Origin of the sequence: Sphingopyxis sp. RIFCSPHIGHO2_12_FULL_65_19, assembly GCF_001830555.1 — a bacterium.
Classification (GTDB): Bacteria; Pseudomonadota; Alphaproteobacteria; order Sphingomonadales; family Sphingomonadaceae; genus Sphingopyxis.
Window position 1 is genome coordinate 1 of the sequence record NZ_MIAM01000073.1, and the last position, 22,380, is coordinate 22,380.

Annotated in this window: 23 protein-coding genes; 12 read left to right on the forward strand and 11 right to left on the reverse strand. The window is 64.9% G+C overall.

Features of this window, described 5'->3' with window-relative positions; all coding sequences use genetic code 11:
• From A3E77_RS19195 to A3E77_RS19205, 3 genes are all read left to right on the forward strand, one after another.
• On the forward strand, positions 1 to 318 hold a 318-nt coding region (locus A3E77_RS19195; protein WP_293649225.1), incomplete at its 5' end, for a dienelactone hydrolase family protein.
• A gap of 213 nt (positions 319 to 531) precedes the next feature.
• Positions 532 to 1,821, forward strand: coding sequence for an adenylosuccinate synthase (locus A3E77_RS19200; RefSeq protein WP_293649228.1), 1,290 nt, complete (start codon positions 532 to 534; stop codon positions 1,819 to 1,821).
• 99 nt (positions 1,822 to 1,920) lie between these two features.
• The gene (locus A3E77_RS19205) at positions 1,921 to 2,661 is read left to right on the forward strand and encodes a class I SAM-dependent methyltransferase (RefSeq protein WP_293649231.1); all 741 of its coding nucleotides are present in this window, start codon (positions 1,921 to 1,923) and stop codon (positions 2,659 to 2,661) included.
• Here the strand turns inward: A3E77_RS19205 and A3E77_RS19210 are convergent.
• The gene (locus tag A3E77_RS19210) at positions 2,658 to 3,545 is read right to left on the reverse strand and encodes a haloalkane dehalogenase (RefSeq protein WP_293649234.1); all 888 of its coding nucleotides are present in this window, start codon (positions 3,543 to 3,545) and stop codon (positions 2,658 to 2,660) included. The genes A3E77_RS19205 and A3E77_RS19210 overlap by 4 nt on opposite strands.
• 74 nt (positions 3,546 to 3,619) lie before the next feature.
• Here A3E77_RS19210 and A3E77_RS19215 point away from each other — a divergent pair, with 74 nt between their 5' ends.
• Positions 3,620 to 4,210, forward strand: a complete 591-nt coding sequence (locus tag A3E77_RS19215; protein WP_293649236.1) for an NADPH-dependent FMN reductase — start codon at positions 3,620 to 3,622, stop codon at positions 4,208 to 4,210.
• Between the two features lie 60 nt (positions 4,211 to 4,270).
• Here the strand turns inward: A3E77_RS19215 and A3E77_RS19220 are convergent, their stop codons facing one another.
• Positions 4,271 to 5,584 (reverse strand): spinster family MFS transporter, encoded by a 1,314-nt coding sequence (locus A3E77_RS19220; RefSeq protein WP_293649239.1) that lies wholly within the window; start codon positions 5,582 to 5,584, stop codon positions 4,271 to 4,273.
• Between the two features lie 110 nt (positions 5,585 to 5,694).
• Between A3E77_RS19220 and A3E77_RS19225 the strand changes: the two genes are divergently transcribed.
• Positions 5,695 to 7,269, forward strand: coding sequence for an amidase (locus A3E77_RS19225; RefSeq protein WP_293649242.1), 1,575 nt, complete (start codon positions 5,695 to 5,697; stop codon positions 7,267 to 7,269).
• A gap of 60 nt (positions 7,270 to 7,329) precedes the next feature.
• Here the strand turns inward: A3E77_RS19225 and A3E77_RS19230 are convergent, their stop codons facing one another.
• Both A3E77_RS19230 and A3E77_RS19235 read right to left on the reverse strand, forming a co-directional pair.
• Positions 7,330 to 7,812, reverse strand: coding sequence for a DUF2721 domain-containing protein (locus A3E77_RS19230; RefSeq protein WP_293649245.1), 483 nt, complete (start codon positions 7,810 to 7,812; stop codon positions 7,330 to 7,332).
• A complete protein-coding gene (locus tag A3E77_RS19235) occupies positions 7,812 to 9,032 on the reverse strand; it encodes an LL-diaminopimelate aminotransferase (protein ID WP_293649248.1) in 1,221 nt (406 codons plus the stop codon). Before A3E77_RS19235 ends, A3E77_RS19230 begins: the two co-directional genes overlap by 1 nt.
• Before the next feature lie 114 nt (positions 9,033 to 9,146).
• On the opposite strand from A3E77_RS19235, the gene A3E77_RS19240 reads away from it, so the two are divergent.
• The 3 genes from A3E77_RS19240 to clpS all read left to right on the forward strand — a co-directional run bounded on the left by A3E77_RS19240 (position 9,147) and on the right by clpS (position 12,393).
• Entirely contained in the window at positions 9,147 to 10,925 is a 1,779-nt protein-coding gene (locus A3E77_RS19240) for a PHA/PHB synthase family protein (RefSeq protein WP_293649251.1), read from the forward strand.
• A 123-nt stretch (positions 10,926 to 11,048) separates the two neighbouring features.
• Positions 11,049 to 11,801: a phasin family protein gene (locus A3E77_RS19245; RefSeq protein WP_293649254.1), complete on the forward strand. Its 753-nt coding sequence runs from the start codon at positions 11,049 to 11,051 to the stop codon at positions 11,799 to 11,801.
• 238 nt (positions 11,802 to 12,039) lie between these two features.
• Complete coding sequence (clpS, locus tag A3E77_RS19250) at positions 12,040 to 12,393, forward strand: ATP-dependent Clp protease adapter ClpS (RefSeq protein WP_458574472.1); 354 nt, start codon at positions 12,040 to 12,042, stop codon at positions 12,391 to 12,393.
• A 1-nt stretch (position 12,394) separates the two neighbouring features.
• Here the strand turns inward: clpS and A3E77_RS19255 are convergent, their stop codons facing one another.
• Entirely contained in the window at positions 12,395 to 12,886 is a 492-nt protein-coding gene (locus A3E77_RS19255) for a winged helix-turn-helix transcriptional regulator (protein ID WP_293649257.1), read from the reverse strand.
• Positions 12,887 to 12,975: 89 nt separating this feature from the next.
• Here A3E77_RS19255 and A3E77_RS19260 point away from each other — a divergent pair, with 89 nt between their 5' ends.
• Entirely contained in the window at positions 12,976 to 13,707 is a 732-nt protein-coding gene (locus A3E77_RS19260) for an SDR family oxidoreductase (protein ID WP_293649260.1), read from the forward strand.
• On the forward strand, positions 13,701 to 14,303 hold the full coding sequence (locus A3E77_RS19265) for a 2-hydroxychromene-2-carboxylate isomerase (protein ID WP_293649263.1): 603 nt from the start codon (positions 13,701 to 13,703) through the stop codon (positions 14,301 to 14,303). Before A3E77_RS19260 ends, A3E77_RS19265 begins: the two co-directional genes overlap by 7 nt.
• Here the strand turns inward: A3E77_RS19265 and A3E77_RS19270 are convergent.
• Together A3E77_RS19270 and A3E77_RS19275 are read right to left on the reverse strand one after the other, a co-directional pair.
• A complete protein-coding gene (locus tag A3E77_RS19270; protein WP_293649266.1) occupies positions 14,300 to 15,196 on the reverse strand; it encodes a DMT family transporter in 897 nt (298 codons plus the stop codon). The genes A3E77_RS19265 and A3E77_RS19270 overlap by 4 nt on opposite strands.
• Before the next feature lie 90 nt (positions 15,197 to 15,286).
• Positions 15,287 to 16,276, reverse strand: coding sequence for a DUF3011 domain-containing protein (locus A3E77_RS19275; protein WP_293649269.1), 990 nt, complete (start codon positions 16,274 to 16,276; stop codon positions 15,287 to 15,289).
• Positions 16,277 to 16,488: 212 nt separating this feature from the next.
• On the opposite strand from A3E77_RS19275, the gene A3E77_RS19280 reads away from it, so the two are divergent.
• Positions 16,489 to 16,968, forward strand: coding sequence for a hypothetical protein (locus A3E77_RS19280; RefSeq protein ID WP_293649272.1), 480 nt, complete (start codon positions 16,489 to 16,491; stop codon positions 16,966 to 16,968).
• Positions 16,969 to 17,021: 53 nt separating this feature from the next.
• Entirely contained in the window at positions 17,022 to 18,305 is a 1,284-nt protein-coding gene (murA, locus tag A3E77_RS19285) for a UDP-N-acetylglucosamine 1-carboxyvinyltransferase (RefSeq protein ID WP_293649275.1), read from the forward strand.
• Here murA and A3E77_RS19290 read toward each other — a convergent pair.
• The 4 genes from A3E77_RS19290 to A3E77_RS19305 are packed head-to-tail and all read right to left on the reverse strand — an operon-like array spanning position 18,292 to position 22,379.
• Positions 18,292 to 19,560 (reverse strand): alpha/beta hydrolase family protein, encoded by a 1,269-nt coding sequence (locus tag A3E77_RS19290; RefSeq protein ID WP_293649278.1) that lies wholly within the window; start codon positions 19,558 to 19,560, stop codon positions 18,292 to 18,294. The two genes, murA and A3E77_RS19290, sit on opposite strands and share 14 nt — an antisense overlap.
• A gap of 26 nt (positions 19,561 to 19,586) precedes the next feature.
• Positions 19,587 to 20,555, reverse strand: coding sequence for a DMT family transporter (locus tag A3E77_RS19295; protein ID WP_293649281.1), 969 nt, complete (start codon positions 20,553 to 20,555; stop codon positions 19,587 to 19,589).
• Positions 20,552 to 21,562, reverse strand: coding sequence for a threonine aldolase family protein (locus A3E77_RS19300; RefSeq protein ID WP_293649284.1), 1,011 nt, complete (start codon positions 21,560 to 21,562; stop codon positions 20,552 to 20,554). The genes A3E77_RS19295 and A3E77_RS19300 overlap by 4 nt, the downstream gene beginning before the upstream one ends.
• 40 nt (positions 21,563 to 21,602) lie before the next feature.
• Positions 21,603 to 22,379, reverse strand: a complete 777-nt coding sequence (locus A3E77_RS19305) for a hypothetical protein (RefSeq protein ID WP_293649287.1) — start codon at positions 22,377 to 22,379, stop codon at positions 21,603 to 21,605.
• Position 22,380 lies beyond the last annotated feature (1 nt).

The following is a 22,380-nucleotide window of genomic DNA, read 5'->3' on the forward strand; positions in this document are numbered from 1 at the left end:
GGCGGCGATTTCGTCGCGGGCGTCAGCTTCCACGGCGTCTATGACGCGCCGCCGTTCCCGAACGCCCCCATCAAGGCGAAGCTGCTGGTCTGCCACGGCTGGAACGACCCGCTGTGCCCGCCGGAGGCGACGGTAGCGCTGGGCAACGAGCTGACCGCAGCGGGCGTTGACTGGCAGCTGATCGCCTATGGCCACACCGGCCATGCGTTCACCGCCGATGACGTGCCGCTCGACGAGGGCAAGACCTTCGGTTTCCAGCCCGACACCAACCGCCGCAGCTGGCAGGCGATGAAGGACTTCTTCGCCGAGGTGTTCTGAGCGATTTCGCGCCGGACGGTAACATCCGGCGAGTCGGAAATCGCGGCAAAGCAAGAATCCTGAGGCGCGCGCCTCCTCTCCTTGACGCGCCGATCCCGCGCGGCTAATCCGCCGCGCGGAAAGCGGCGAATCCCGCCGCATCGCTCCGTCCGCTCGCCGAGTCCTGTCGAAGGGCGAGCCGGACCCACCCCGGCAGGGTGGAGACCTGTATCCATGGCAAATGTCACCGTGATCGGCGCCCAGTGGGGCGATGAGGGCAAGGGCAAGATCGTCGACTGGCTCGCCGAACGCGCCAGCTGCGTCGTGCGATTTCAGGGCGGGCACAATGCCGGACACACGCTCGTCATCGACGGCAAGACGTACAAGCTCGCGCTGCTGCCCTCGGGCGTCGTGCGCGGCACCCTGTCGGTCATCGGCAACGGCGTCGTGTTCGATCCCTGGCATTTCCGCGATGAGGTCACCCGCATCCGCGAGCAGGGCATCGAAATCTCCCCCGATATGCTGCACGTCGCCGAAACCGCGCCGCTGATCCTGCCGATCCACCGCGATCTCGACGGGCTGCGCGAGGACGCGAGCGGCGCGGGCAAGATCGGCACCACGCGCCGGGGCATCGGCCCCGCCTATGAGGACAAGGTCGGCCGTCGGGCGATCCGCATCTGCGACCTTGCCCATCTCGACGATCTGGAGCCTCAGATAGAGCGCCTGTGCGCGCACCATGATGCGCTGCGCGCTGGGTTCGGCCAGCCGCCGGTCGACCGGGCGAGACTTATGGCCGACCTGTCCGACATCGCCGGGTTTGTGCTGCCGTTCGCCAAGCCGGTGTGGGTGACGCTCAACGAGGCGCGCAAGCGCGGCGACCGCATCCTGTTCGAGGGCGCGCAGGGCGTGCTGCTCGACGTCGATCACGGCACCTACCCTTTCGTCACCAGTTCGAACACGGTCAGCGGCACCGCCGCGAGCGGATCGGGGCTTGGCCCCTCGGCCGTCGGCTTCGTGCTCGGCATCGCCAAGGCCTATACGACGCGCGTCGGCAGCGGTCCCTTCCCCACCGAACTGGAAGATGCGATCGGCCAGAAATTGGGCGAACGCGGCCATGAATTCGGCACCGTCACCGGCCGCAAGCGCCGCTGCGGCTGGTTCGACGCGGTACTGGTGCGCCAGAGCTGCGCCGTGTCGGGCGTGACCGGCATCGCGCTGACCAAGCTTGACGTGCTCGACGGTTTCGACACGATCCGTATCTGCACCGGCTATCGGCTGCGCGGCAAGATCCTCGACTATTTCCCCGCCCATTCGGCCGATCAGGCCGAGGTCGAGCCGATTTACGAGGAAATGGACGGCTGGCACGAATCGACCGCGGGCGCGCGCAGCTATGCCGACCTGCCCGCACAGGCGATTAAATATATCCAGCGCGTGCAGGAACTGATCGAAACACCGATCGCGCTGGTTTCCACCAGCCCCGAACGCGAAGACACGATCCTGATCCGCGATCCGTTCAGCGATTGAATCTCTGCGCCTCCGGTCGCCGCGCGGGCGCGGCGACCGGAGGCGCTGGGTCCGTGCCTGTCACCGAACTGCCACCGCCCGCCGTTAGGGGGCGTGCGGATGACCAGCCGCGAAACCACGCACCCGCTTGCCCGCCCCGATCTGTATGACGCGTTGCCGCGGCCGCTGCGCGAACGGCTCGAAGTCGTCGCCTTTGGCGCCATCCAGTGGCCGTGGCTGCTCCGGTCGCTGTCGGGCGGCCGCAAGGCCGACAAGGCGGCGCTGTTGCAGCGCCTGGACCTTCCCGACGATGCGCTGCCGCACCTTGGCAGTTGGAAAGCGGACACCCGCTTCCTGACCCATATCGTCGATGCCATCGAGCGGCTGCGCCCAGCCACAGTGGTGGAACTTGGCTGCGGTGCAAGCAGTCTGGTCATCGCCAAGGCCTTGTCGCTGTATGGCGGCGGGCGCTTGATCAGTTACGACCAGCACGAGTTTTTCACCGCGGCGACCGCCGACTGGTTGGCGAGCCAGGGGGTTGCGGCCGATCTCCGCCACGCACCGCTCGGCCCGCCGCCCGGCGACTGGCCGGGGCTGTGGTATCAATTGGCAGACCTGCCGACCGACATCGGCCTGCTGGTGATCGACGGGCCGCCATGGGCGCTGCACCCGCTGGTCCGCGGCGCGGCCGAATCGCTGTTCCCGCGGCTGGCGAGCGGCGCGATGATCCTGCTCGACGATGCCGCACGCCCCGGCGAGCGCCTTGTCGCGCGGCGCTGGCAGAAACGATGGCCGCAGATCGAATTTACCTATGACCGATCGGGAGCGAAGGGCACGCTGATCGGCCGGGTGGCCGATTAACGCCGCGTCGTCGCCACGTCGCGGATCGCCGCGACAAAACCCGCGGGATCATCCTCCTGGATAAAGTGGCCGCCTTTCAGCGTGCGGTGCGCCATGCCGTTCGTTCCCGGAACGCGCGCGGTAAACAGGGCGTCGCCGCCGCGAGTGATCGGATCGCCGTCGGAAAAACAGCAAAGGAAGGGCTTGTCGAACGCTTCAAGCGCGGCCCATGCCCGTTTCTGATCGGTAACCGCGACATTGTCTCCCAGCGGAACGAAGGAAGGATAGACGCGCGCCGCGACCTTCGATGCGCGTGTCGGGAAGGGTGCGTCATAGGCCGCGATTTCTTCGGCGCTGAGCGCGCGCTTCGTGCCCGCCTTGACGATCCGCCCAATGGGAAAAACCGGGCTGTAGCGCGAGAAGGCCCGCCAGATTGCAAACGCCCGCGGCGCAGCCTGGCCTTCGGGCAGGCCTCCGTTCGACAGCGCGACGCCCGCAAACCGCTCGGGCATTTCGGCGACGAGTCGCAGCCCGATCAACGATCCCCAATCCTGACAGGCGAGGATGATGTTTTGAAGGTCGAGCACCTCGATCCATTGCCGCATCCACGCGACCTGCGCTGCATAGCTATACGCCGCACGGTCGAGCGGCTTGTCCGACCGGCCAAATCCGATGAGGTCGGGCGCCAACACGCGAAAGCCTGCATCGACCGCGGGACCGATCATATGCCGGTACAGATAGGCCCAGGTCGGCTCGCCGTGCAGCATCAGCACGGGCTGTGCGGTGCGGTCGCCTTCGTCGATATAATGGACACGAAGCCCGCCCGCGATGTCCAGATAGTTCGGCGCGAAAGGCCAGTCGGGCAAAGCCGCGAACCGATCGTCCGGCGTGCGATAAACGCGCATCCTGTATCCCCCCCCATGGTCATCACCAGCTTAGGGGACTTCCGTTTCGGCGCAAGCCATGCCACGACACCGCCATGGCCCGACATATTCTTGTTTTTTACGGCAGCTATCGCCGCGACCGCCAGGGGATCAAACTTGCCCGCTGGATCGTCGATGCGCTGGCCGCGCGTGGCGACAGCGCCGAATTGATCGACGCGAAAGCGGTGGACCTTCCGATGCTCGACCGCATGTTCAAGGAATATGCCAAGGGCGAGGCGCCACCCGCGATGGCCGATCTGGCCGCCAAGATCCGCGCCGCCGACGGCTTTCTGTTCGTCACGGGCGAGTATAATTGGGGACCGCAGCCGGGGCTCAAGAATCTTACCGACCATTATCTGGAAGAATGGTTCTGGCGCCCCGCCGCGATCGCCTGTTACTCCGCCGGGCCGTGGTCGGGGGTGCGCGCGATGATGGGCTGGCGCGACACGCTGGGTGAAATGGGCATGGCAGTCACATCGTCGATCCTGCCCGTCGGGCGGATCGGCGGCGCATTCGACGACAATGGCGAACCGACGGGCGACGACGGCGCGCGGCTGGTCAAATCTTTCCCGCGTTTCGCCAACGACCTCAATTGGTGGATCGACGCCGCCAAGGCGCAACGCGCGAAACAAGATCCACCCTATTGAATCATCTTTGCGAGGAGTGAAGCGGCGCGGCGATAGCGTCGCTTCGCTCGCAAGGACAAGCTACCCCGACTTCAGTTCAGCCTTCAGCCGCAAGCTCGCGCGCCAGAAGAAGAAGGCGGGGATCAGGCCGAGCCATGCGGCGCCATAAAGCACCCAGCGCACGCTTTCCTGTCCGGCCAGCGGCTGGAGCGCATCCGACAAGACCCCGAACAGGAACGGCCCAAAGCCGAGCCCGATCAGATTCTGTCCGAACAGCATGATCGAGGCCGCGACCGCCCGCGCCTGCGGCCGCACCAGCCCCTGCACACAGGCATAGGCGGGACCATAATAGGCCGAATTGAGGATGGTCGGGATGATCAGCAGCGCCACCGCGACGCGCCAGTCCTCCATGAAATAGCCGAGGAACAGGATCGGCGCCGCCACCGCCATGCCATATGCGGGGAAGGTCAGGATGTGCCGCTTGTCGCGCGCACCGAATTTGTCGGCCATCTTGCCGCCCAGCCAGGTGCCGAACACCCCGGCCAGCCCCAGCACGACCGCCATCGACAGGCCGGCTTCGGTCGTCGACAACCCGTGACTGCGGATGAAGAAGCTGATCGTCCACAGCGCCTTGCCATATCCAAGGAAGGCGACGACCGACGAGGCAATCAAAATATAGACGAAGGCGCGCGACGTGAAGATTTCGCGCATCGCCTCGCCGGTTGAAAGGCGGGTCATCGCGGCGGCGGTCGCGGCGGCTTCGGCTGTCCGGCTATGCCGCGGCTCGCGCATGACGAACAACACCACCAGGGCAAGCAGCAATCCTGGCAACCCGACCAGCATCAACGCAATGCGCCAGCCGTAAAGGTCGTTGACGATGCCGCCGATGATCAGCCCGAGCAGCGATCCGATCGGCACGCCAAGCCCGTAAAAGGCGATCGCCGACGAACGTTTTTCGGCCGGCACGCTGTCGGAGATAAGCGAATGCGCCGCCGGGGTGCACCCTGCCTCACCGACCCCGACCCCGATCCGCGCGAACAGCAGCTGGACGAAATTCTGCGCCAGCCCGCACACCGCGGTCATCGCCGACCAGATGGCAAGCGCCAGCGAGATCAGACGGACGCGGTTCGTCCCCTCCTTGTCGGCATAGCGCGCGATCGGAATGCCAAGCAGCGCATAGAAGACCGCGAAGGCGGGGCCGGCAAGCAGGCCCAACTGGGTATCCGACAGGCCAAGATCGGCCTTGATCGGTTCGGCGAGGATATTGACGATCTGCCGGTCGAGGAAATTGAAGATGTAGACGATCAACAAGATCCACAACATCGTCCGCGTCTGTGCGGAAACGCCGGCGGCCGGTGCGGCCGCACCCTGCGACAAGGCGGCTTGATCGTTCATTTTTATCTCCCGGCGCCATCGGAGCAATCCGAAGGAGCGAAGTCAACGCCGTTGCGTCGTCCTGAAAATGCCCGCTTGCAATTGCCGCTACGGCTGCCAGCCTGCGGTCCATGCAAAAATTTTCACCGCTCGCCGCCGCTGCCCTGTTCATCCTCTCCCCGGCCGCCGCCATGCCGCCGCTGCTTCCCGACCTTAAAGGCGAAACGGCCGCGTCGCTTCAGGACGAAATGGCGGCAAAACGGATCAACAGCGACGTCGTCACGGCCGCCTTCCTGGACCGCATCCGGATGCTCGACGACAATGGGCCGAAACTCAATGCGGTGATCGCCACCTTTCCCGACGCCACGAGCCAGGCCCATTCACGCGACCTCGAACGCAAGGCCGGACGCCTACGCGGTCCGCTCCACGGCATCCCCATCCTGATCAAGGATAATATCGAAACAGCTGGGCCGGTCGCGACGACCGCCGGTTCGCTGGCGCTCAAGAACAATGTCACGGGCCGCGATGCGCCGCTGGTCGCGCGGCTTCGCGATGCCGGCGCGGTCATCCTGGGCAAGGCCAATCTCAGCGAATGGGCGAATATCCGGTCCAACAAATCGACCAGCGGATGGAGCGCGGTCGGTGGATTGACGCGCAACCCTCATGCGCTCGATCGCAACAGCTGCGGCTCATCATCGGGAAGCGCCGCCGCGGTCGCCGCCAGCCTTGCGCCGCTGGCAATCGGCACCGAAACCGACGGATCGATCACCTGCCCGGCGGGTGTCAACGGGGTCGTAGGCTTCAAACCGACCGTGGGCCTGGTCAGCCGCACCTTCATCGTCCCGATCAGCCACAGCCAGGACACCGCAGGCCCGATCACGCTGACAGTGCGCGATGCGGCGGCGGTGATGGGCGCGATCGCGGGCAGCGACCCCGCCGATCCGGCGACCGTCGAGGCCGACGCGCGCCGGACCGACTATCTGGCGGCGCTGTCCCCCGATGCGCTCAAGGGTAAACGCATCGGGGTGCTCCGCGACCGCGTCGGCGACGATGCCGGGATCACCGCCTTGCTGGATGCGGCTCTTCAGCAGATGGCCGACCTTGGTGCCACGATCGTCGCGATCACCGACAGCCGAAAAGGCATGGACGGGCTCGGTGCTGCCGAACTGGAAATCCTGCTGACCGAGCTCAAGGCCGACATGGCGACCTATCTGACCAGCCTGCCCGACGCCGCGGCGCCGCGCTCGCTTGCCGACCTGATCGCGTTCAACAAGGCGCACCCGGCGGAATTGCAATGGTTCGACCAATCGCTGTTTGAACTGGCCGAAACAAAGGGTGGCCTCGACGCCCCAGCCTATCTGGCGGCGCGCGAAAAGGCGGCGCGGCTCGCGGGGCCAGAGGGTATCGACCGCCTGCTGCGGGAGCATCGCGTCGATCTGCTCGTCGGGGTGACCAACGGGCCGGCGTGGATCAGCGATCTGGGCAAGGGCGACACCTATAGCGGTCCGAGCGCCAGCCAGCTCCCTGCGGTTGCCGGCTATCCGCACCTGACGGTCCCGATGGGCGCCGTCGAAGGGCTGCCCATCGGTCTCTCGTTCATCGGCGCCAAGTGGAGCGACGCCGACATATTGGCAGCAGGCTATGCCTATGAGCAGGCGAGCCGCAAGCGCGTGGCACCCACCTATCGGGCCAGCGTGACGCCCTGAGATATCGTCCTATCGGGCCAGCGTGACGCCCTGAGATATCGTCAGCGCGTCGGCATCTTGTCAGCGCCGGTCGCTCCGCCGCTTCCAGCCCATATCCTCGAGCTCGAGCAGCTCCATCGGCACATGGATTGCGCGCACCGCCAGCCGAACCTCGACGAGGAACAGGATCAGCGACACGAGCAGCAACAGCATCGCGGCCGCAAAAGCCCATGATGCCGCGACCCCCAGGTTGATCCCGGTAAAGGCCTGGGTGAACAGCAGCGCGACGAGCACGCACACCACGATCCCGCACGCCACCGCCGACAGGATCGAATTGTTGATGATTCCCATCCTGCGGTCGGCGATGCGCAGCTCGGCAACGATGCGCTCATGCTCCAGGCCTTCGGTTTCAGCCCAGCGTTCCATCAGGTTGCGCGACCGATCGACGACGCGCGCGAGCCGGCCGGCAATGACATTGAGCAGGCTGCCGGTCGCAACCAGCAGGAACACCGGCGTAACCGACAGCTGGATGGTCTGCGCGATCGCGCTCGCGTCGAGGGTCATTATCCCCCGCTGCCCGCCGCAACCGACGGGGTGTTGACGCCGTGCATGGCAAGGAATTTGCGAACATTGCGCGCGGCCTGGCGAATGCGCTGTTCATTTTCGACCATTGCGATGCGAACATAGCCTTCGCCGTCCTCGCCATAACCGACGCCGGGTGCGACCGCGACCTTGGCATGGGTCAGCAATTGCTTTGAAAATTCAAGGCTGCCCATGTCCTTCAGTGCGGGCGGCAGCGGGGCCCAGGCGAACATCGACGCCTTGGGGCTGGGGATGTCCCAGCCGGCCCGGCCAAAGCTTTCGACCATCACGTCGCGGCGCTTCTGATAAAGGTCGCGGTTCTTCGCCACGATATCCTGCGGCCCGTTGAGCGCCGCGCACGCCGCGGCCTGGATCGGGGTGAAGGCGCCATAGTCGAGATAGGATTTCACCCGCGTCATCGCGGCGATCAGCCTTTTGTTGCCGACCGCAAAGCCCATGCGCCACCCCGCCATCGAATAGGTTTTCGACATCGAGGTAAATTCGATCGCGACATCCTTCGCGCCCGGCACCTGCAAGATCGACGGCGTCGGGTTGCCATCGTAATAAAGCTCCGAATAGGCGAGGTCCGACAGCACCCAGACCTTATTTTCCTTCGCCCAAGCGACCAGCCGTTCGTAAAAGGCCAGATCGACCGCCTCGGCGGTCGGGTTCGACGGGTAATTGACGACCAGGATCGACGGGCGCGGCACGGTAAAGGCCATCGCGCGGTCGAGAGCGCGCCAGTAATTTTCGTCGGGCGTCGTCGGCACGCTGCGGATCGTCGCACCCGCGATGATGAAGCCAAAGGTGTGGATGGGATAGCTGGGGTTCGGCGCCAGCACGACGTCGCCGGGGCCGGTAATCGCGGTCGCCAGGCTCGCAAGCCCTTCCTTCGACCCCATGGTGACGACCACTTCGCTTTCGGGGTCGAGGTCGACGTTGAAGCGGCGCGCATAATAATTGGCCTGCGCCTTGCGGAGACCGGGAATCCCCTTCGACTGCGAATAGCCATGCGCATCGGGCTTCATCGCGACTTCGCACAGCTTTTCGATCACATGCGCCGGCGGCGGCAGGTCGGGGTTGCCCATCCCCAGGTCGATGATGTCTTCCCCCGCGGCGCGGGCGGCCGCACGCATCGCATTCACTTCGGCGATGACGTAGGGCGGCAGGCGCTTGATGCGATAGAATTCATCTTCGGACATGGGAAACTAGAACAACTCCTTTGCGTTTGATGTGCTTGACGCGAGCGGCAGCCTCGCCAGCCGCATCGCGCCTTGTTATAGGCAATATATCCGCACTGACCAGCAGGAACGAGCATGAGCGACGCAGACAAAAGCGACACGAACGAAGCTCCGAATCCCTTCCTGCCTTCCCCCGACGACATGCAGCATTGGACGAGCGTGATCGGCCGCGCCCAGCAGATGATGCTCGAATTTGCGCTGGGTCAGGCGAATGAAGGCAACGCCAGCGCCGCGGCCTTGTTCGACCCCGCCAAATGGATCGACAATCCGGCGACCCAGCTGTGGAGCGCGCAATCGTCGAGGATGTGGGACCAGGGCGTCGCCTTCTGGACCTCGCTCGCCAGCATCGGCCAGCCGATCGCCCCCGGCGCGCCGACAGCCGACACCAGGGACCGCCGCTTCGCCGATCCCGACTGGACCGCCAACCCGGTGTTCGCGATGATCCGTCAGACCTATGGCCTGCTCGCCGAACAGATGCTTGCGACGACGCGCCAGCTCGACGGTCCCGACCCCGCGGCGCGCGCCAAGATGGAATTTGCGGCAAAGGCGATGGCCGACGCGATGGCGCCGACCAACCTCGCACTCACCAATCCCGAGGTGATCAAGCGCGCCGTCGAAACGCGCGGCGAAAGCTTGCTCAAAGGGTTGAAGCACATGCTCACCGATCTGTCGCGCGGGCAGCTCAGCCATGTCGATCCCGACGCGTTCGAGGTCGGCGTGAACATCGCGACGACGCCGGGCAAGGTGATCCACGAAACCGACCTTTATCAGCTGATCCAATATACGCCGACGACGAAGGAGGTGTTCGCCGTCCCGCTGGTCATCTTCCCGCCGTGGATCAACCGTTTCTATATCCTCGACCTCAACCCCGCAAAAAGCTTTGTCGCCTGGGCGGTCGATCAGGGGCTGAGCGTGTTCATGGTATCATGGAAGTCGGCCGACGCATCGATGAGCGAAATTACCTGGGACGATTATGTCGCGGCGCAGGTCGATGCGATCGACACGGTGCGCGACCTGCTCGGCGTTCCTGCGGTGCATAGCATCGGCTATTGCGTCGCGGGGACCACCCTTGCCGCGACTCTGGCGATGCTCGCAGCGCGCGGAGAGGCCGACAAGGTCCAGTCGGTAACCTTTTTCACCGCGCAGGTCGATTTTGAACAGGCCGGCGACCTCAAAATGTTCGTCGATGACAGCTATCTGGCGCTGCTCCAGCAACTGTCGGCCCCCGGTTTCCTCGACGGACGCTATATGGCGGCCACCTTCAACAGCTTGCGCGGGCGCGACCTCATCTGGAATTATGTCGTCAGCAATTACCTGCTCGGCAACGACTATCCGCCGTTCGACCTCCTGTACTGGAATGGCGACACGACAAACCTGCCCGCCAAATGGCACCGCCAATATCTGGTCGACCTCTACCGCGACAATCGGCTGGTAATCCCGAACAGCCTGTCGGTGATGGGGACGCCGATCGACCTCAAGAAAATCCGGACCCCCGCCTTCATCCAGGCGGGGCGCGAGGATCATATCGCGCCGCTCCCCAGCGTGTGGCGGTTGATGGATCATTTGTCGGGCCCCAAGACCTTCCTGCTCGCAGGTTCGGGGCATATCGCCGGGGTGGTCAACCCGCCCGCCGCGGGCAAATATCAATATTGGACCGGCGACAGCGGCGCCGCGACGCTCGACGAGTTTATTGCCGGCGCCGCGGAAACCAAGGGCAGCTGGTGGCCGCACTGGATCGATTGGGTTGCCACCCAAGATGACGCAAAAATCACCGCCAAGGGCGCACGAATCCCCGGAAAAGGCGCCCGAAAGGCGACCGAGGATGCGCCGGGCCGTTATGTCAAACAGCGGTAATATCTGACGAATATCCTCACCGTCGGGGTGCAGTGAGAGAAATTTTGTGCAGTGCACAAAAATACTCTTGAAATTGCCACATCACTCCTATATTGTGCACTGCAACATAAAGGAGTTGTCTCGATGGCTACCAAGATGGATAGTGCTGAAAAGGCTTTTGAAGCCGCGACGCTGGAAACCCCGGTAAAGCCGGTGGCGACCCCTGCTGCGCCGGTCCAGGCTGCTGCCCCCGCGGCCGCTCCCGCCGTCGCCCCTGCCAAGATCAAGACGGTGAAGGCAAAAGCCAAGCCGGTCGCGAAAAAGGCTGCCGCCCCCAAGGCCGCTGCCAAGAAGGTCGCTCCCCCGAAGGCGGCCGTGAAGAAAATCGCATCCAAGCCCCCCAAGGCCGCGCCGAAGCCGGTCGCCGCCGCCACCAAAGGATTCAAGACCATGAACGACACCGTCAAGAAGTTCGCCGACGAAGCGAAGACCCGCGCCGAAGCCATGACCGCTGACTTCAACGAGAAGGCCAAGGAAGCGATGAGCAAGACCAGCAAGCTTGCTGAAGACGCCGTCGAATTCAACAAGGCGAACGTCGAAGCGCTCGTCGAAGCCGGCAAGATCGCGGCCAAGGGCATCGAAACGCTCGGCCAGGAAGGCGTCACCTATGCTCGCAAGAGCTTTGAAGACACGACCGCCGCGCTGAAGGGCTACACCGCCGTCAAGACCCCGGCCGACTTCTTCAAGCTCTATGCCGAAAACAGCAAGAAGGCGTTCGACGCCGCTGTTGCGCAGACCTCGAAGACCAGCGAACTCGTCGTCAAGCTGACGAACGACAGCTTCGCGCCGATCTCGAACCGCGTTTCGGTCATCACCTCGAAGATGAAGGCCGCCTAAGGCGCTTTCACCTTCCGTTGGCGCGGGCACCCTCCCCCTCCCTCCCCGCCTGCGCCGACACCCCCAAGGCCGCTCGCTTCCTCAAGAAGCGGGCGGTTCTTGTTTTTGCCGGGCGCTCCTCGCCCTGCTGGCGAACAAGAGGTTAAAATCCGCGCGCGCGCCCCTTGCGCTTCGCCCGCGGCTTGCGATATCCCTGCCCATGATGTTTCCAGTTTCGACCCTGTTTCCGGCGCGCGTAATGGCGGAGCCGAAAAATGTCCGCGCAATGGCGGACAAGGACGACGGCTCACCGGGCAGCCCCGGTGTCGGCATCGCGACGCGCACGCGCGCCAAGGCGAAAAAGCCGTCGATGTACAAGGTGCTGCTGCTCAACGACGATTACACGCCGATGGAATTTGTCGTGATGGTCCTCCAGCGCTTTTTCAACATGGACATCGAACAGGCGACGCAGGTGATGCTGCACGTCCACCAGCAGGGCGTCGGCGTGTGCGGCGTGTTCAGCTATGAGGTTGCCGAAACCAAGGTCAATCAGGTGATGGACGCCGCGCGGCAGAACCAGCACCCGCTGCAATGCACGCTGGAAAAGGCCTGACCTAACCCGCGCGCCGCGCCTGCTCGGCCTTCAGCGCCGCCGACGGCTCGCCCTTCAGATCGCCATAGCCCAGCGGCGCGCCGCACCCCGGACACACCAGCGCCGTCCCGACGTCGGCCCCGCACGCCCGGTGGATGTAGCGCATCGCGGGCCCGTCGCCGGTCTCCCCCTCCTCATACGCCCAACGCTCGGCCCAGCCGCGCATCGCATAGAGCACGCCAAACAAATCCTTGCCCTTGTCGGTCAGCCGATATTCGTGGCGCGGGGGCCTGTGCTGATAGGCGTGGCGCTCGACGACATTTTCGCGTTCCAGCAGCTTGAGCCGCGCCGATACGAGCTGCGGCCCCAGACCCGTGTTCGCCGCGATCGCCTCGAACCGCCGTCGCCCGAAAAACAGGTCACGCAGGATCAACAGCACCGCCCGGTCGCCCAGCAACTCGGCCGAACGTCCGACGGGACAATAAGTATCCGAAAGATCAGCGCGCCTGGGCATCTCGCGTCCTTAGCCTCCTCCGGCGGGGAACAGAAATCACTTGTCACTATGATTATCATAGTTACGATGCGCAGCAAGAGGAGAGTCGCATGTCCCATCCAGCCGCCGTCATCATCGGAGCCGGCGATGCCACCGGCGGAGCGATCGCCCGCGCTTTCGCTGCCGAGGGGCTGACCGCCTGCGTCAACCGCCGCGCGCGTAACGCCGACCAGCTTGAAGCGCTGGCGCAAGCGATCCGCAACGACGGGCATCAGGCCCGCGCCTTTCCCGGCGACGCGCGCGTCGAGGACGAGATGATCGCGCTGTTCGACCAGGTCGAGGCCGAGGTCGGTCCGGTGGAGGTCGCGGTGTTCAACATCGGCGCCAACGTCAATTTCCCGATCGCCGAAACGACGGTGCGCGTTTACACCAAAGTCTGGGAGATGGCGTGCCTTGGCGGATTCCTGATGGGGCGCGAGGCCGCGAAACGCATGGCGCCGCGCGGCCGCGGCACGATCATCTTCACCGGCGCCACCGCCAGCTTGCGCGGCGGATCGGGCTTTTCGGCCTTTTCGGGCGCCAAGGGTGCGTTGCGGATGCTTGCCCAGTCGATGGCGCGCGAGCTGGGGCCGCAGGGCATCCACGTCGCGCATACGATCATTGACGGCGCGATCGACACCGACTTCATCAAGGGCCGCCACCCCGATTTCGACAATGCAAAGGCGCAGGATCTGATCCTGAACCCCGATGCCATCGCCGCCAATTATGTCATGCTCCACAACCAGCCCAAAAGCGCCTGGACGCACGAACTCGACCTCCGTCCCTGGGGAGAAAAATGGTGACCAACAGTCTTGAACTCATCTTCGACTTCGGCAGCCCGAACGCCTATCTTTGCATGAAGGTGCTGCCCGAACTGCTCGACCGCACCGGCGCCGATCTGGTCGTCACGCCCTGTCTGTTGGGCGGCATTTTCAAGTCAACGGGGAACAAGGCGCCGATGGTCCAATATGCCGACGCCCCCGCCAAGCTCGCTTATGAAAATCTCGAGATGCGCCGCTTCATCGAGAGGCATGGCCTCTCCAAATTCCGCATCAACCCCCACTTCCCGGTCAATACGCTCACCATCATGCGCGGCGCGATCGTCGCCGACGACGAAGGCACGCTCGACGATTATGTCGATGCAGTGAACCGCGCGATGTGGGAAGAGGGGCTGAAGATGGACGATCCGGACGTGATCGCGGCCTTTCTTTCGGCGAACGGCTTTGACGGCCCCGCCTTGCTCGCGCGCACGCAGGAGCCGGACATCAAGGCAAAGCTTGTCGCCAACACCGAATCCGCGGTGGCGCGCGGCGTGTTCGGCATCCCGACCTTCTTCGTGGGCGACCAGATGTTCTTCGGCAAGGATCGGCTGGCGCAGGTCGAAGAAGCACTGGCCTAGGCTGGAGCCGCTGGTTCCGGACGCCCGGCGACCAATATCCCGACCACGATCAGCGCCAGCCCGATGATGTGGAACGGGTGCAGCCGTTCGCCAAGGAACAGCATGGCGAGCCCGGCGCCCATCAGCGGCATCACATTCATATATTGCCCGGTCGCCGCCGACCCGATCAGTTCGACCCCGCGATTGAAAAAGAGATAGGCCAGGAAGGACGGGAAAATCGAAACATAACCGATGGCAAGCGCACTCCCCATCCCCAACACGATCCGCCGCCCCGACCAGAGCTCATGCGCATAGACCGGCGCGATCACGACGATACCCACGATGATCGAAGCCGCGAGGAAGCTGAGCGGATGCACCGCCGGGCGGCGGCGGAGCAGCACCGAATAGAGCGCCCACAGCAGCACCGCCGCGCCGATGATCGCGTCGCCGATATTAAGCCGCAACCCCCAGAGCATCGCGGGATCGCCGCGCGCGATGATCGCCAGCACCCCGGCGAGCGAGATGAGCACCCCGGCCACCTGGCGCACGCTGGTGTCATCGCCCATCACCAACGCCCCGACGATCAGGACGAGCGCGGGCAGTGCCGACTGGATCAGCATCGAATTGAGCGCGGTCGTGCTTTGCAACCCGGTATAGAGCATCGTGTTGAACGCGCCGATCGCCAGCGCGCCGAGCAGTATGACGATCGCTGCATTCGCGCGAAGCACCGGCCAGTCGCGCCTGAGGTGCGGCCAGGCGAGCGGCAGCAACAGCGCGAGTGCGAAAGTCCAGCGCCAGAAGGACAGCGCCGCGGGGGGCACCAGGTCGCGCGCCGCGCGCCCGACGATCGAATTGCCCGCCCAGAACAGCGCCGTGACCGTCAGCAGCGGATAGGCGCGCGACCAGATTGTCACGGCCGGCCCACCATCCTTCATCATCACGTCCGTCCTGTAACCCGTTGCCAATTCACACCCGGATAGCGGACGCGCCCGCTCTGTCCAACGCTAGGTGAAGTCGAGCTGGATGATTTCGCTTGGCGTCGCGCGGCAATATAATTCGACCTGCTTCGCGCCGTCGGGATAAGTCGCGGTCATCGTGGCGCGGATGCGCCAGCCGCCATTGCCCTGTTCCAGCGAGATCAGCTTGTCATAGGACAACCGCGTCCCGCCGGTGATCCCGATCTGGCGCGCGGCGTCGTTCATGCAATTCTGCACCGACGGCCGCGATGCGCTCGGCAGGCTGCCGAGATTGGCGGTGAGCGTCGCGGGGCCCTGCGGCGGATGGGTCGTCGCGCTTTCGTCGGCCGTGCCGTCAGCCTTCTTCTTTTTCTGGCTTGCGAGCAACGCCAGCAGCCCGCCCGCGACAACGATTCCGCCAATGATCAACCCGGTGCTCGGCCCCTTGTCCTTGTCTTTTTCGGGCGGGCGGACATTGCGATAACCATAGCCGAACGTGGCGCGGCAGCCCTTGTCGACCCAGATATAATCACTCGTGTAGCCCCATTGGCGCCCTGCGTTGCACTTGCCCGCGATCTTTCGCGTCAATTCGACGCGGTTGTTCGTCGGGACATCGCATTGCTGGTAACGCTTGCCCCGGGATTCGCAGTTCACGATACCGGCGAAATCGTCGACCGGCTGTGGCAGCGGGGTCGGATAGCCGCCGCCATTGGCATATCCATAGCCGAATTGGGCGCGGCACCCGCCGGTCACCCAGATATGATCGGCGGTATAGCCCCAACCGCGCCCGCGCGCACAATCGCCGCCCAAGATGCGCTGGATTTCAACGCGATTGTCGGTCCGGACATAACAACGCTGTTCGCGATTGCCGCGCGACTCGCATCGGATCGTCCCGGCATAGCCCGTGCCGGGCCGTGGCGGCTGGATCTGGGGTCCGCCCGTCGGCGGCCAAGGGCGTGTCTGGGCTGCGACCGGAAGGGCCAGCTGCGTGCCGACGAGTGACAGCGAGGTGATGATCGCGATGACAGGATTCCGCATGTCTTTCCCCTTTTCGACAAGTGCTTATCCGAAAAAATACAGTCCCCACGCATTCTATCCGGGCCATCATGTTTTCACACTTCGGCTCCCAACGCCATCAAGAAAGCTTGGCGCAGACCAGAGGACTTCAAAGATCATCGCGCTTTCCTTGTTTCCGCCGATCGATTAGCTTCGCAACGGGTCGCGCCACCGCAACAGGGGAGAGCCGACACATGACGACATCAATCATCGACGGACACGTCGAATCCGCCGAACTGCGGCGCGCCCGCGGCGGCCTGTCCGTCTTTCGCACCATCGTCTTCCAGCCCCACAGCGGGCCGAAACGAACGATCCGCAATGCCGTGGTGAAACAGAATGTCGCCGACGAATTGGCCCCCGGTGCGCAGGGTCGATTCTATCTTTACACCGCCTTCGATCAAAAGGGCGTTCACGGCGTCCGCACGCCCGACGGCCGTGCGACCTATGGCTTTGCCACGAACAATCAGAGGCTATTCCTGATTTCGGCCATCATGGCCCTTTTGTGGATGATTTTACGGTTCACGGTCGACGGCGACATTCCGGTGCTGGGCACCCTTCTGTTCATCCTCGGCATTGTTGGCTTCATCTTCATGGGCAAGGGCGAGCGCGAGGCGCGGACGCAATTCGACGGCGACGCCGATTATCGCGCTCCATCGGCGGGGTCGCCGTCCTAGGGTCCCGAACCTAGCCCGCTTGCGCGCCCCCGCGCATGCGCTAAAGACAGCCGATGGATCAAATCGTCATTCGCGGCGGCCAGCGACTCAAGGGCCGTATTCCCATTTCCGGCGCCAAGAATGCGGCGCTTACTTTGCTGCCCTGCGCGCTGCTCACCGACGAGCCGTTGACCTTGCGCAACCTGCCGCGGCTCGCCGATGTCGACGGCTTCGGGCACCTGCTCAACCAACTCGGCTGCTCGACGACGATCGAGGGATCGCGGCCCGAAGATTTCGGCCGCGTGATGACCGCGCGCACGACGACGCTCACCTCGACCGTCGCGCCCTACGACATCGTGCGCAAGATGCGCGCCTCGATCCTCGTGCTGGGGCCGCTCCTCGCGCGCGCGGGCGAAGCGACGGTGTCGCTCCCCGGCGGCTGCGCGATCGGCAACCGCCCGATTGACCTGCACCTGAAAGCACTCGAAGCGTTCGGCGCCCAGATCGAGCTGACCTCCGGTTATGTGAAGGCCGTTGCACCCGGCGGGCGCCTCGCCGGCGGCAAGTTCACCTTTCCCGTCGTCTCGGTCGGGGCGACCGAAAATGCGCTGATGGCCGCGGTGCTCGCCAAGGGCAGCTGCATCCTCGAAAATGCGGCGCGCGAGCCCGAGATTGTCGACCTGTGCAACTGCCTCGTCGCGATGGGCGCGCATATCGAGGGCATCGGCACCGAGACGCTGACGATCGAGGGTGTCGACCGCCTCCACGGGGCGACCTATCGCGTGATGGCCGACCGTATCGAGGCGGGTAGCTATGCCTGCGCCGCTGTCATTACCCAGGGCGACGTCGAACTGGTCGGCGCCAAGGCCGACGAGATGGACGCAACGCTCGCGGCGCTTCGCCAAGCCGGTGCGACGGTCGAGGAAACCAAGGGCGGCATCCGTGTCGCCATGTCGGGCCGCGCCGAACCCGTGACCCTGTCGACCGCGCCCTATCCCGGCTTCGCGACCGACATGCAGGCGCAGTTCATGGCGATGGCGACGCTGGGCAAGGGCGCGTCGCTGTTCACCGAGACCATTTTCGAGAACCGCTACATGCATGTGCCCGAATTGGCGCGCATGGGCTGCGACATCGACGTCCGCGGCCGCAGCGCGGTGGTGCGCGGGGTCGACCACCTGGTCGGCGCGCCGGTGATGGCGACCGACCTGCGCGCGTCGATGAGTCTGATTATTGCGGGCCTTGCTGCTGAAGGCACGACCGAGGTCAACCGCGTCTATCACCTCGACCGCGGTTATGAGCGGCTGGAGGAAAAGCTGCAGGCGGTCGGCGCCGATATCGAGCGGATCAGCGCGGGGTAAGGCGCTCCGCCCGGCCATAAACGCCGCGCACGTCGCGCTTGATCCAGTCGCCGAGCAATTTCAGGTAGCCGTCGGTGATGCGCGTCGCGCGGCGCGATCCGTCAGCCGCAGTCGTGAACTCGACCATGCCATGGTCGGTGTCGGGAAACAGATAGACATCGACGGGCTTGCCGTCCCGTGCGAGGCCCAGCAACGCAGCGCGCGTCGTCTGGATCGGCGCTTCGCGATCCTCGCCCGCAAGCACCCAGAGCAGCGGCGCGTCGAGCTTCCTGAGCGCGGCCACCGCGTCATAGTCCCAGATCAGTTCGAGATTATCGACGCGCGCGCGGCCGATCCGTTTCAGATCGTCATTCGTCATGCGCGCAATCGCACCGCTATATTCGCCCTCGATCGTTGCCGCCCACGGCTTGCCCGCCATGTCGGCCCGCACCGCGTCAAGCGCATCATAGCCGGTGCGAAAGTCGGACAGCAGCAAAGTCGCCGTCGCCTGCGACAGGCGATTGACCCACGCCACTGCTTCTTCCCCCAGCCCCGCCGCGCGCACCTCCGACACCATCTGTTCGCGGTCCTCCTCGATCGGCGAGGCGACGAGACCAAACCCGACGGCGACGAAATCGGCCTTCGCACGCGTCGCCGCGAGCGGCGCCACCCAGCCGCCCTGGCTGCCGCCGAAGAAGCCCGCGCGGCCGAAGCGACCTGCTGCCATGCCGCGCGCCTGACCAAGGGCGTTGGCCGCATCTTCGGCAAGAAGTTCAAAATTCTGCGTATATTCACCGTCGGACGCGCCGGTGCCGCGCTTGTCATAGACGAAGACGGACAGGCCTTGCGCCGCCATCGCATAGCCATAGACGCCGCCGATCGGCGAGGTTCGCTCGGACCCGTGCACCATCACGACGAGCGGGCGCCCGGCATCTGGCGCGCCCGGCGGCTCGATCAGCACACCCGTCATTTTCGTGCCCACGCTGTCGAATGTCGCGGGCGTCTCGTGAAAGGCGACGTGCTTCCATGCCTTGCCCTGGACCATGACGTCCTCGGTGCCACAGGCCAGTGGTGCCGCCCCATCCGACGTCGCACCGCGCCGCCCGTCGCGAAACAGATAGCGAAGCGCGGGCGCGGGAATCGTCGGCAACTCTGCCAGCACGACGAAATCGCCGTCGGGGGCGGCATAGGTGCCGGGCTGGCAGGCGGGTTGCGCCTGTGCCGGAACGGCGGCGAAGGCAGCGAAAAGCACGAGCGAGCCGAAGAATATTTTCATATCACCGTATTATTACGACAATACAGTTATGGCAACTCATTCTCGCGCTGCACCGGCAAGGAAATCATGTTGCCACTCACCGACGGCCGTTCAGGACGTTTGGCAACGGCGATCGCCAGCCCGATCAGTGCAACGACCCCGCCTGCGACCGACAGCGTCGCCCAGCGATAGTCCTCGAATGCGGTCGAGAAACCCATTGCGATGATCGGGATCAGCACGCTCGACCACGCCGCCTGCCCCGGCCCCACCGCACGGATCACATTGAAATAGAGCGGAAAGGTCACCGCGCTCGCGATGATCCCAAGGTAGAGAACGCCGCCGATATAAGCCGCGGTCCGCTCGATCACGGGCGGACCTGTGGTGATCCACGCAAAGGCGCCGTCGGCAAGCGCGCCGAACAGCATGGCCCAGGCGATCATCGCCACCATCGACTGCGCGCGCGCCATGCGCGTCCCCTGCATGACATTGGAGGTCGATGCGCTCATCACGCCCGCGAGGGTCAGCGCGGTGCCCAGCAGCACCTCGTCCGCGCCCAGCGCCGCGGCGCGATATTCCTGAAGGATCATCAGCCCGACCCCGACGATCGCGATCCCCGCCCCCGCAAGGAACCGTCCCTCAAGCGGCGTCTTCAGAAAGGCCCGCCCGAGCAGCGTATTGGGGACGATCAGCAAGGCAAACAACACCGCCACCAGCCCCGAGGTGATATGTTGCTCGGCGCGGTAGACGAAATTGAAGTTGAGCGCGAACTGCGCGATCCCCAGCCCGGCCGCAAACGCCATCGCCCGCGGTTCGAGCCACAGCCGCTCGCGCCGCGCCATGGCAAAGGCGAACATCGCGATCGCCGCAACCGCAAAGCGATAGGTCACCGACCAGCTTGGCGGGACGATGCCGAGCTGACCCTTGATCACGATCCACGTCGATCCCCAGATCAACGTCACCAGCGCGAAGGGCAGCAGTACGCGCGGGCTGAGCAGCGTCGGCTGCTCGCTGGTCATAGCGCGCCGATCGCGGCTGCCAGCGGCGCCACGGCTTCGGCGTCCTGGTCCCAGCTGACGACGAGCCGCGCGGCGCCATCGCCCCAGTCGTAAAAATCAAACCCCGCCGCGCGCAAACGGGCGGCTTCCGCGGGGGTCAGGCGCACGAACAGCTCGTTCGCCTCGACCGGGTGCATCAATCGGCCGCCGCACGCTGCCGCCAGCTTTGCCGCGCCCGCATTGGCAGCGCGCGCGTTGGCGAGCCACAGGTCGTTGGCGAGCATTGCGCGGATCTGAGCCGCAACAAAACGTCCCTTGCTCAGCAAATGGCCGCCCCGCTTTTTCAGCTCGCGCACCCCGGCGCCGCCGCTGCCGCCGAAAAACACGATCGCCTCGGCCATCATCGCGCCATTTTTTGTAAAACCGAACGACAGCGCGTCGACCCCCGCGCGCCAGGTGACATCGGCAGGCGCGCAGCCAAGAAAGGCCACGGCATTGGCGAAACGCGCGCCATCCATGTGCAGCTTCATGTCGGCGCCCTTCGCGATCTCGCTGATCGCGCCGATTTCGTCCGGGCGCCACGCCAGCCCATATTCGGTCGCATTGGTGATGCTGACCGCCGCGGGCTGGACCTGGTGCACATCCCGCCGGATACCCGCTATGCGGGTTTTCAACGCTTCGGTATCGATCTTCGCGCCGCGTCCGGGCAGCGGCATCAGCTTGGCCCCGCCCGAATAAAAAGTCGGCGCGCCGCATTCATCGACTTCGATATGTGCTTCTTCGTAGCAAAGAATACCCTGCCACGGCCGCACGAAATGCGCGAGGATGATGCTGTTCGCCGCGGTTCCGGTAGGAATCCAGACGACTTCGCATGCTGTCTCGAACAACTCGGAAAAGGCTGCGTCGAGCGACTGGCTGAGCGCATCGCCGTCATAAGCGGTATCGACATGGTTGGCGGCGGCCAGCGCCTCCATCACCACGGGATGGACGGTCGCTGCATTGTCAGAGAAAAAGCGGGTCGCGGTCATCCCCGCGCCTTAGCGCAGGTCCGGTCCGCTTGCTAACCCCTCATTTTTGCTGTGTGTCGACGGATACGTCTGCGGCTTCGTCAGGCGCCGATCCGCGCGCGAGGCTTGCGCCGCCGGCGACACCAAGGCCGCCCGCCATGCCCATGCCGCCGCCCCCGCCGCCACGCCCACCGCCGCGTGCCTCGCCGCTGCGGCCCCCGCCCTTGCCGCCGCTGCCCGTCGGACGCGTCGGGCCTTGGGCGGGGATGATCACGTCGGCGGGAACAGGATCGAGGTCGAGCGCCTTACGAATGAAATCGCGGAGTTCGACGACCAGTTCGTGGACATGCACCGGACGCCCGTCGGCGAGTTCCTGCGCCGCGCGGCTGGCAAGCCGTACTTGCGCCTCGGTGCCGAGCAGGATGATATCGGAAAGCGCCGCCTCGACGGCATCGCGGATACGGCGTGGCCGATCCGATTCGCCGCTTTCATCATCTCCAGGCGCCGCCTCGTCCGACAGGTCGATCGGTGCCTCCGCTTTCGGTTCGCTCGCGTGACGCCTGATGTCGCGCAGATGGCGCGGATCGACCATCAGGTCGCCGGTAAACGAACCGCCAAGCGCCTTGTACGCCGCCATCAGCGTGCGAAGCCGCTCGTTGATCTGGCGGTTCATCCGTTCGCGCCGCTGCTGGATCGTCATCATCACCATCAGCCGAATGCCCACGCCGATCAGCGTGACGAGCGCGAGACCCAGCAACGTCATGCCGATGCTTTGCCAGGACGAGAGGTCGAAGAAGCGCATCAGGCGATAGTGCCGGGGATCGGCCGTTCGCGCCACC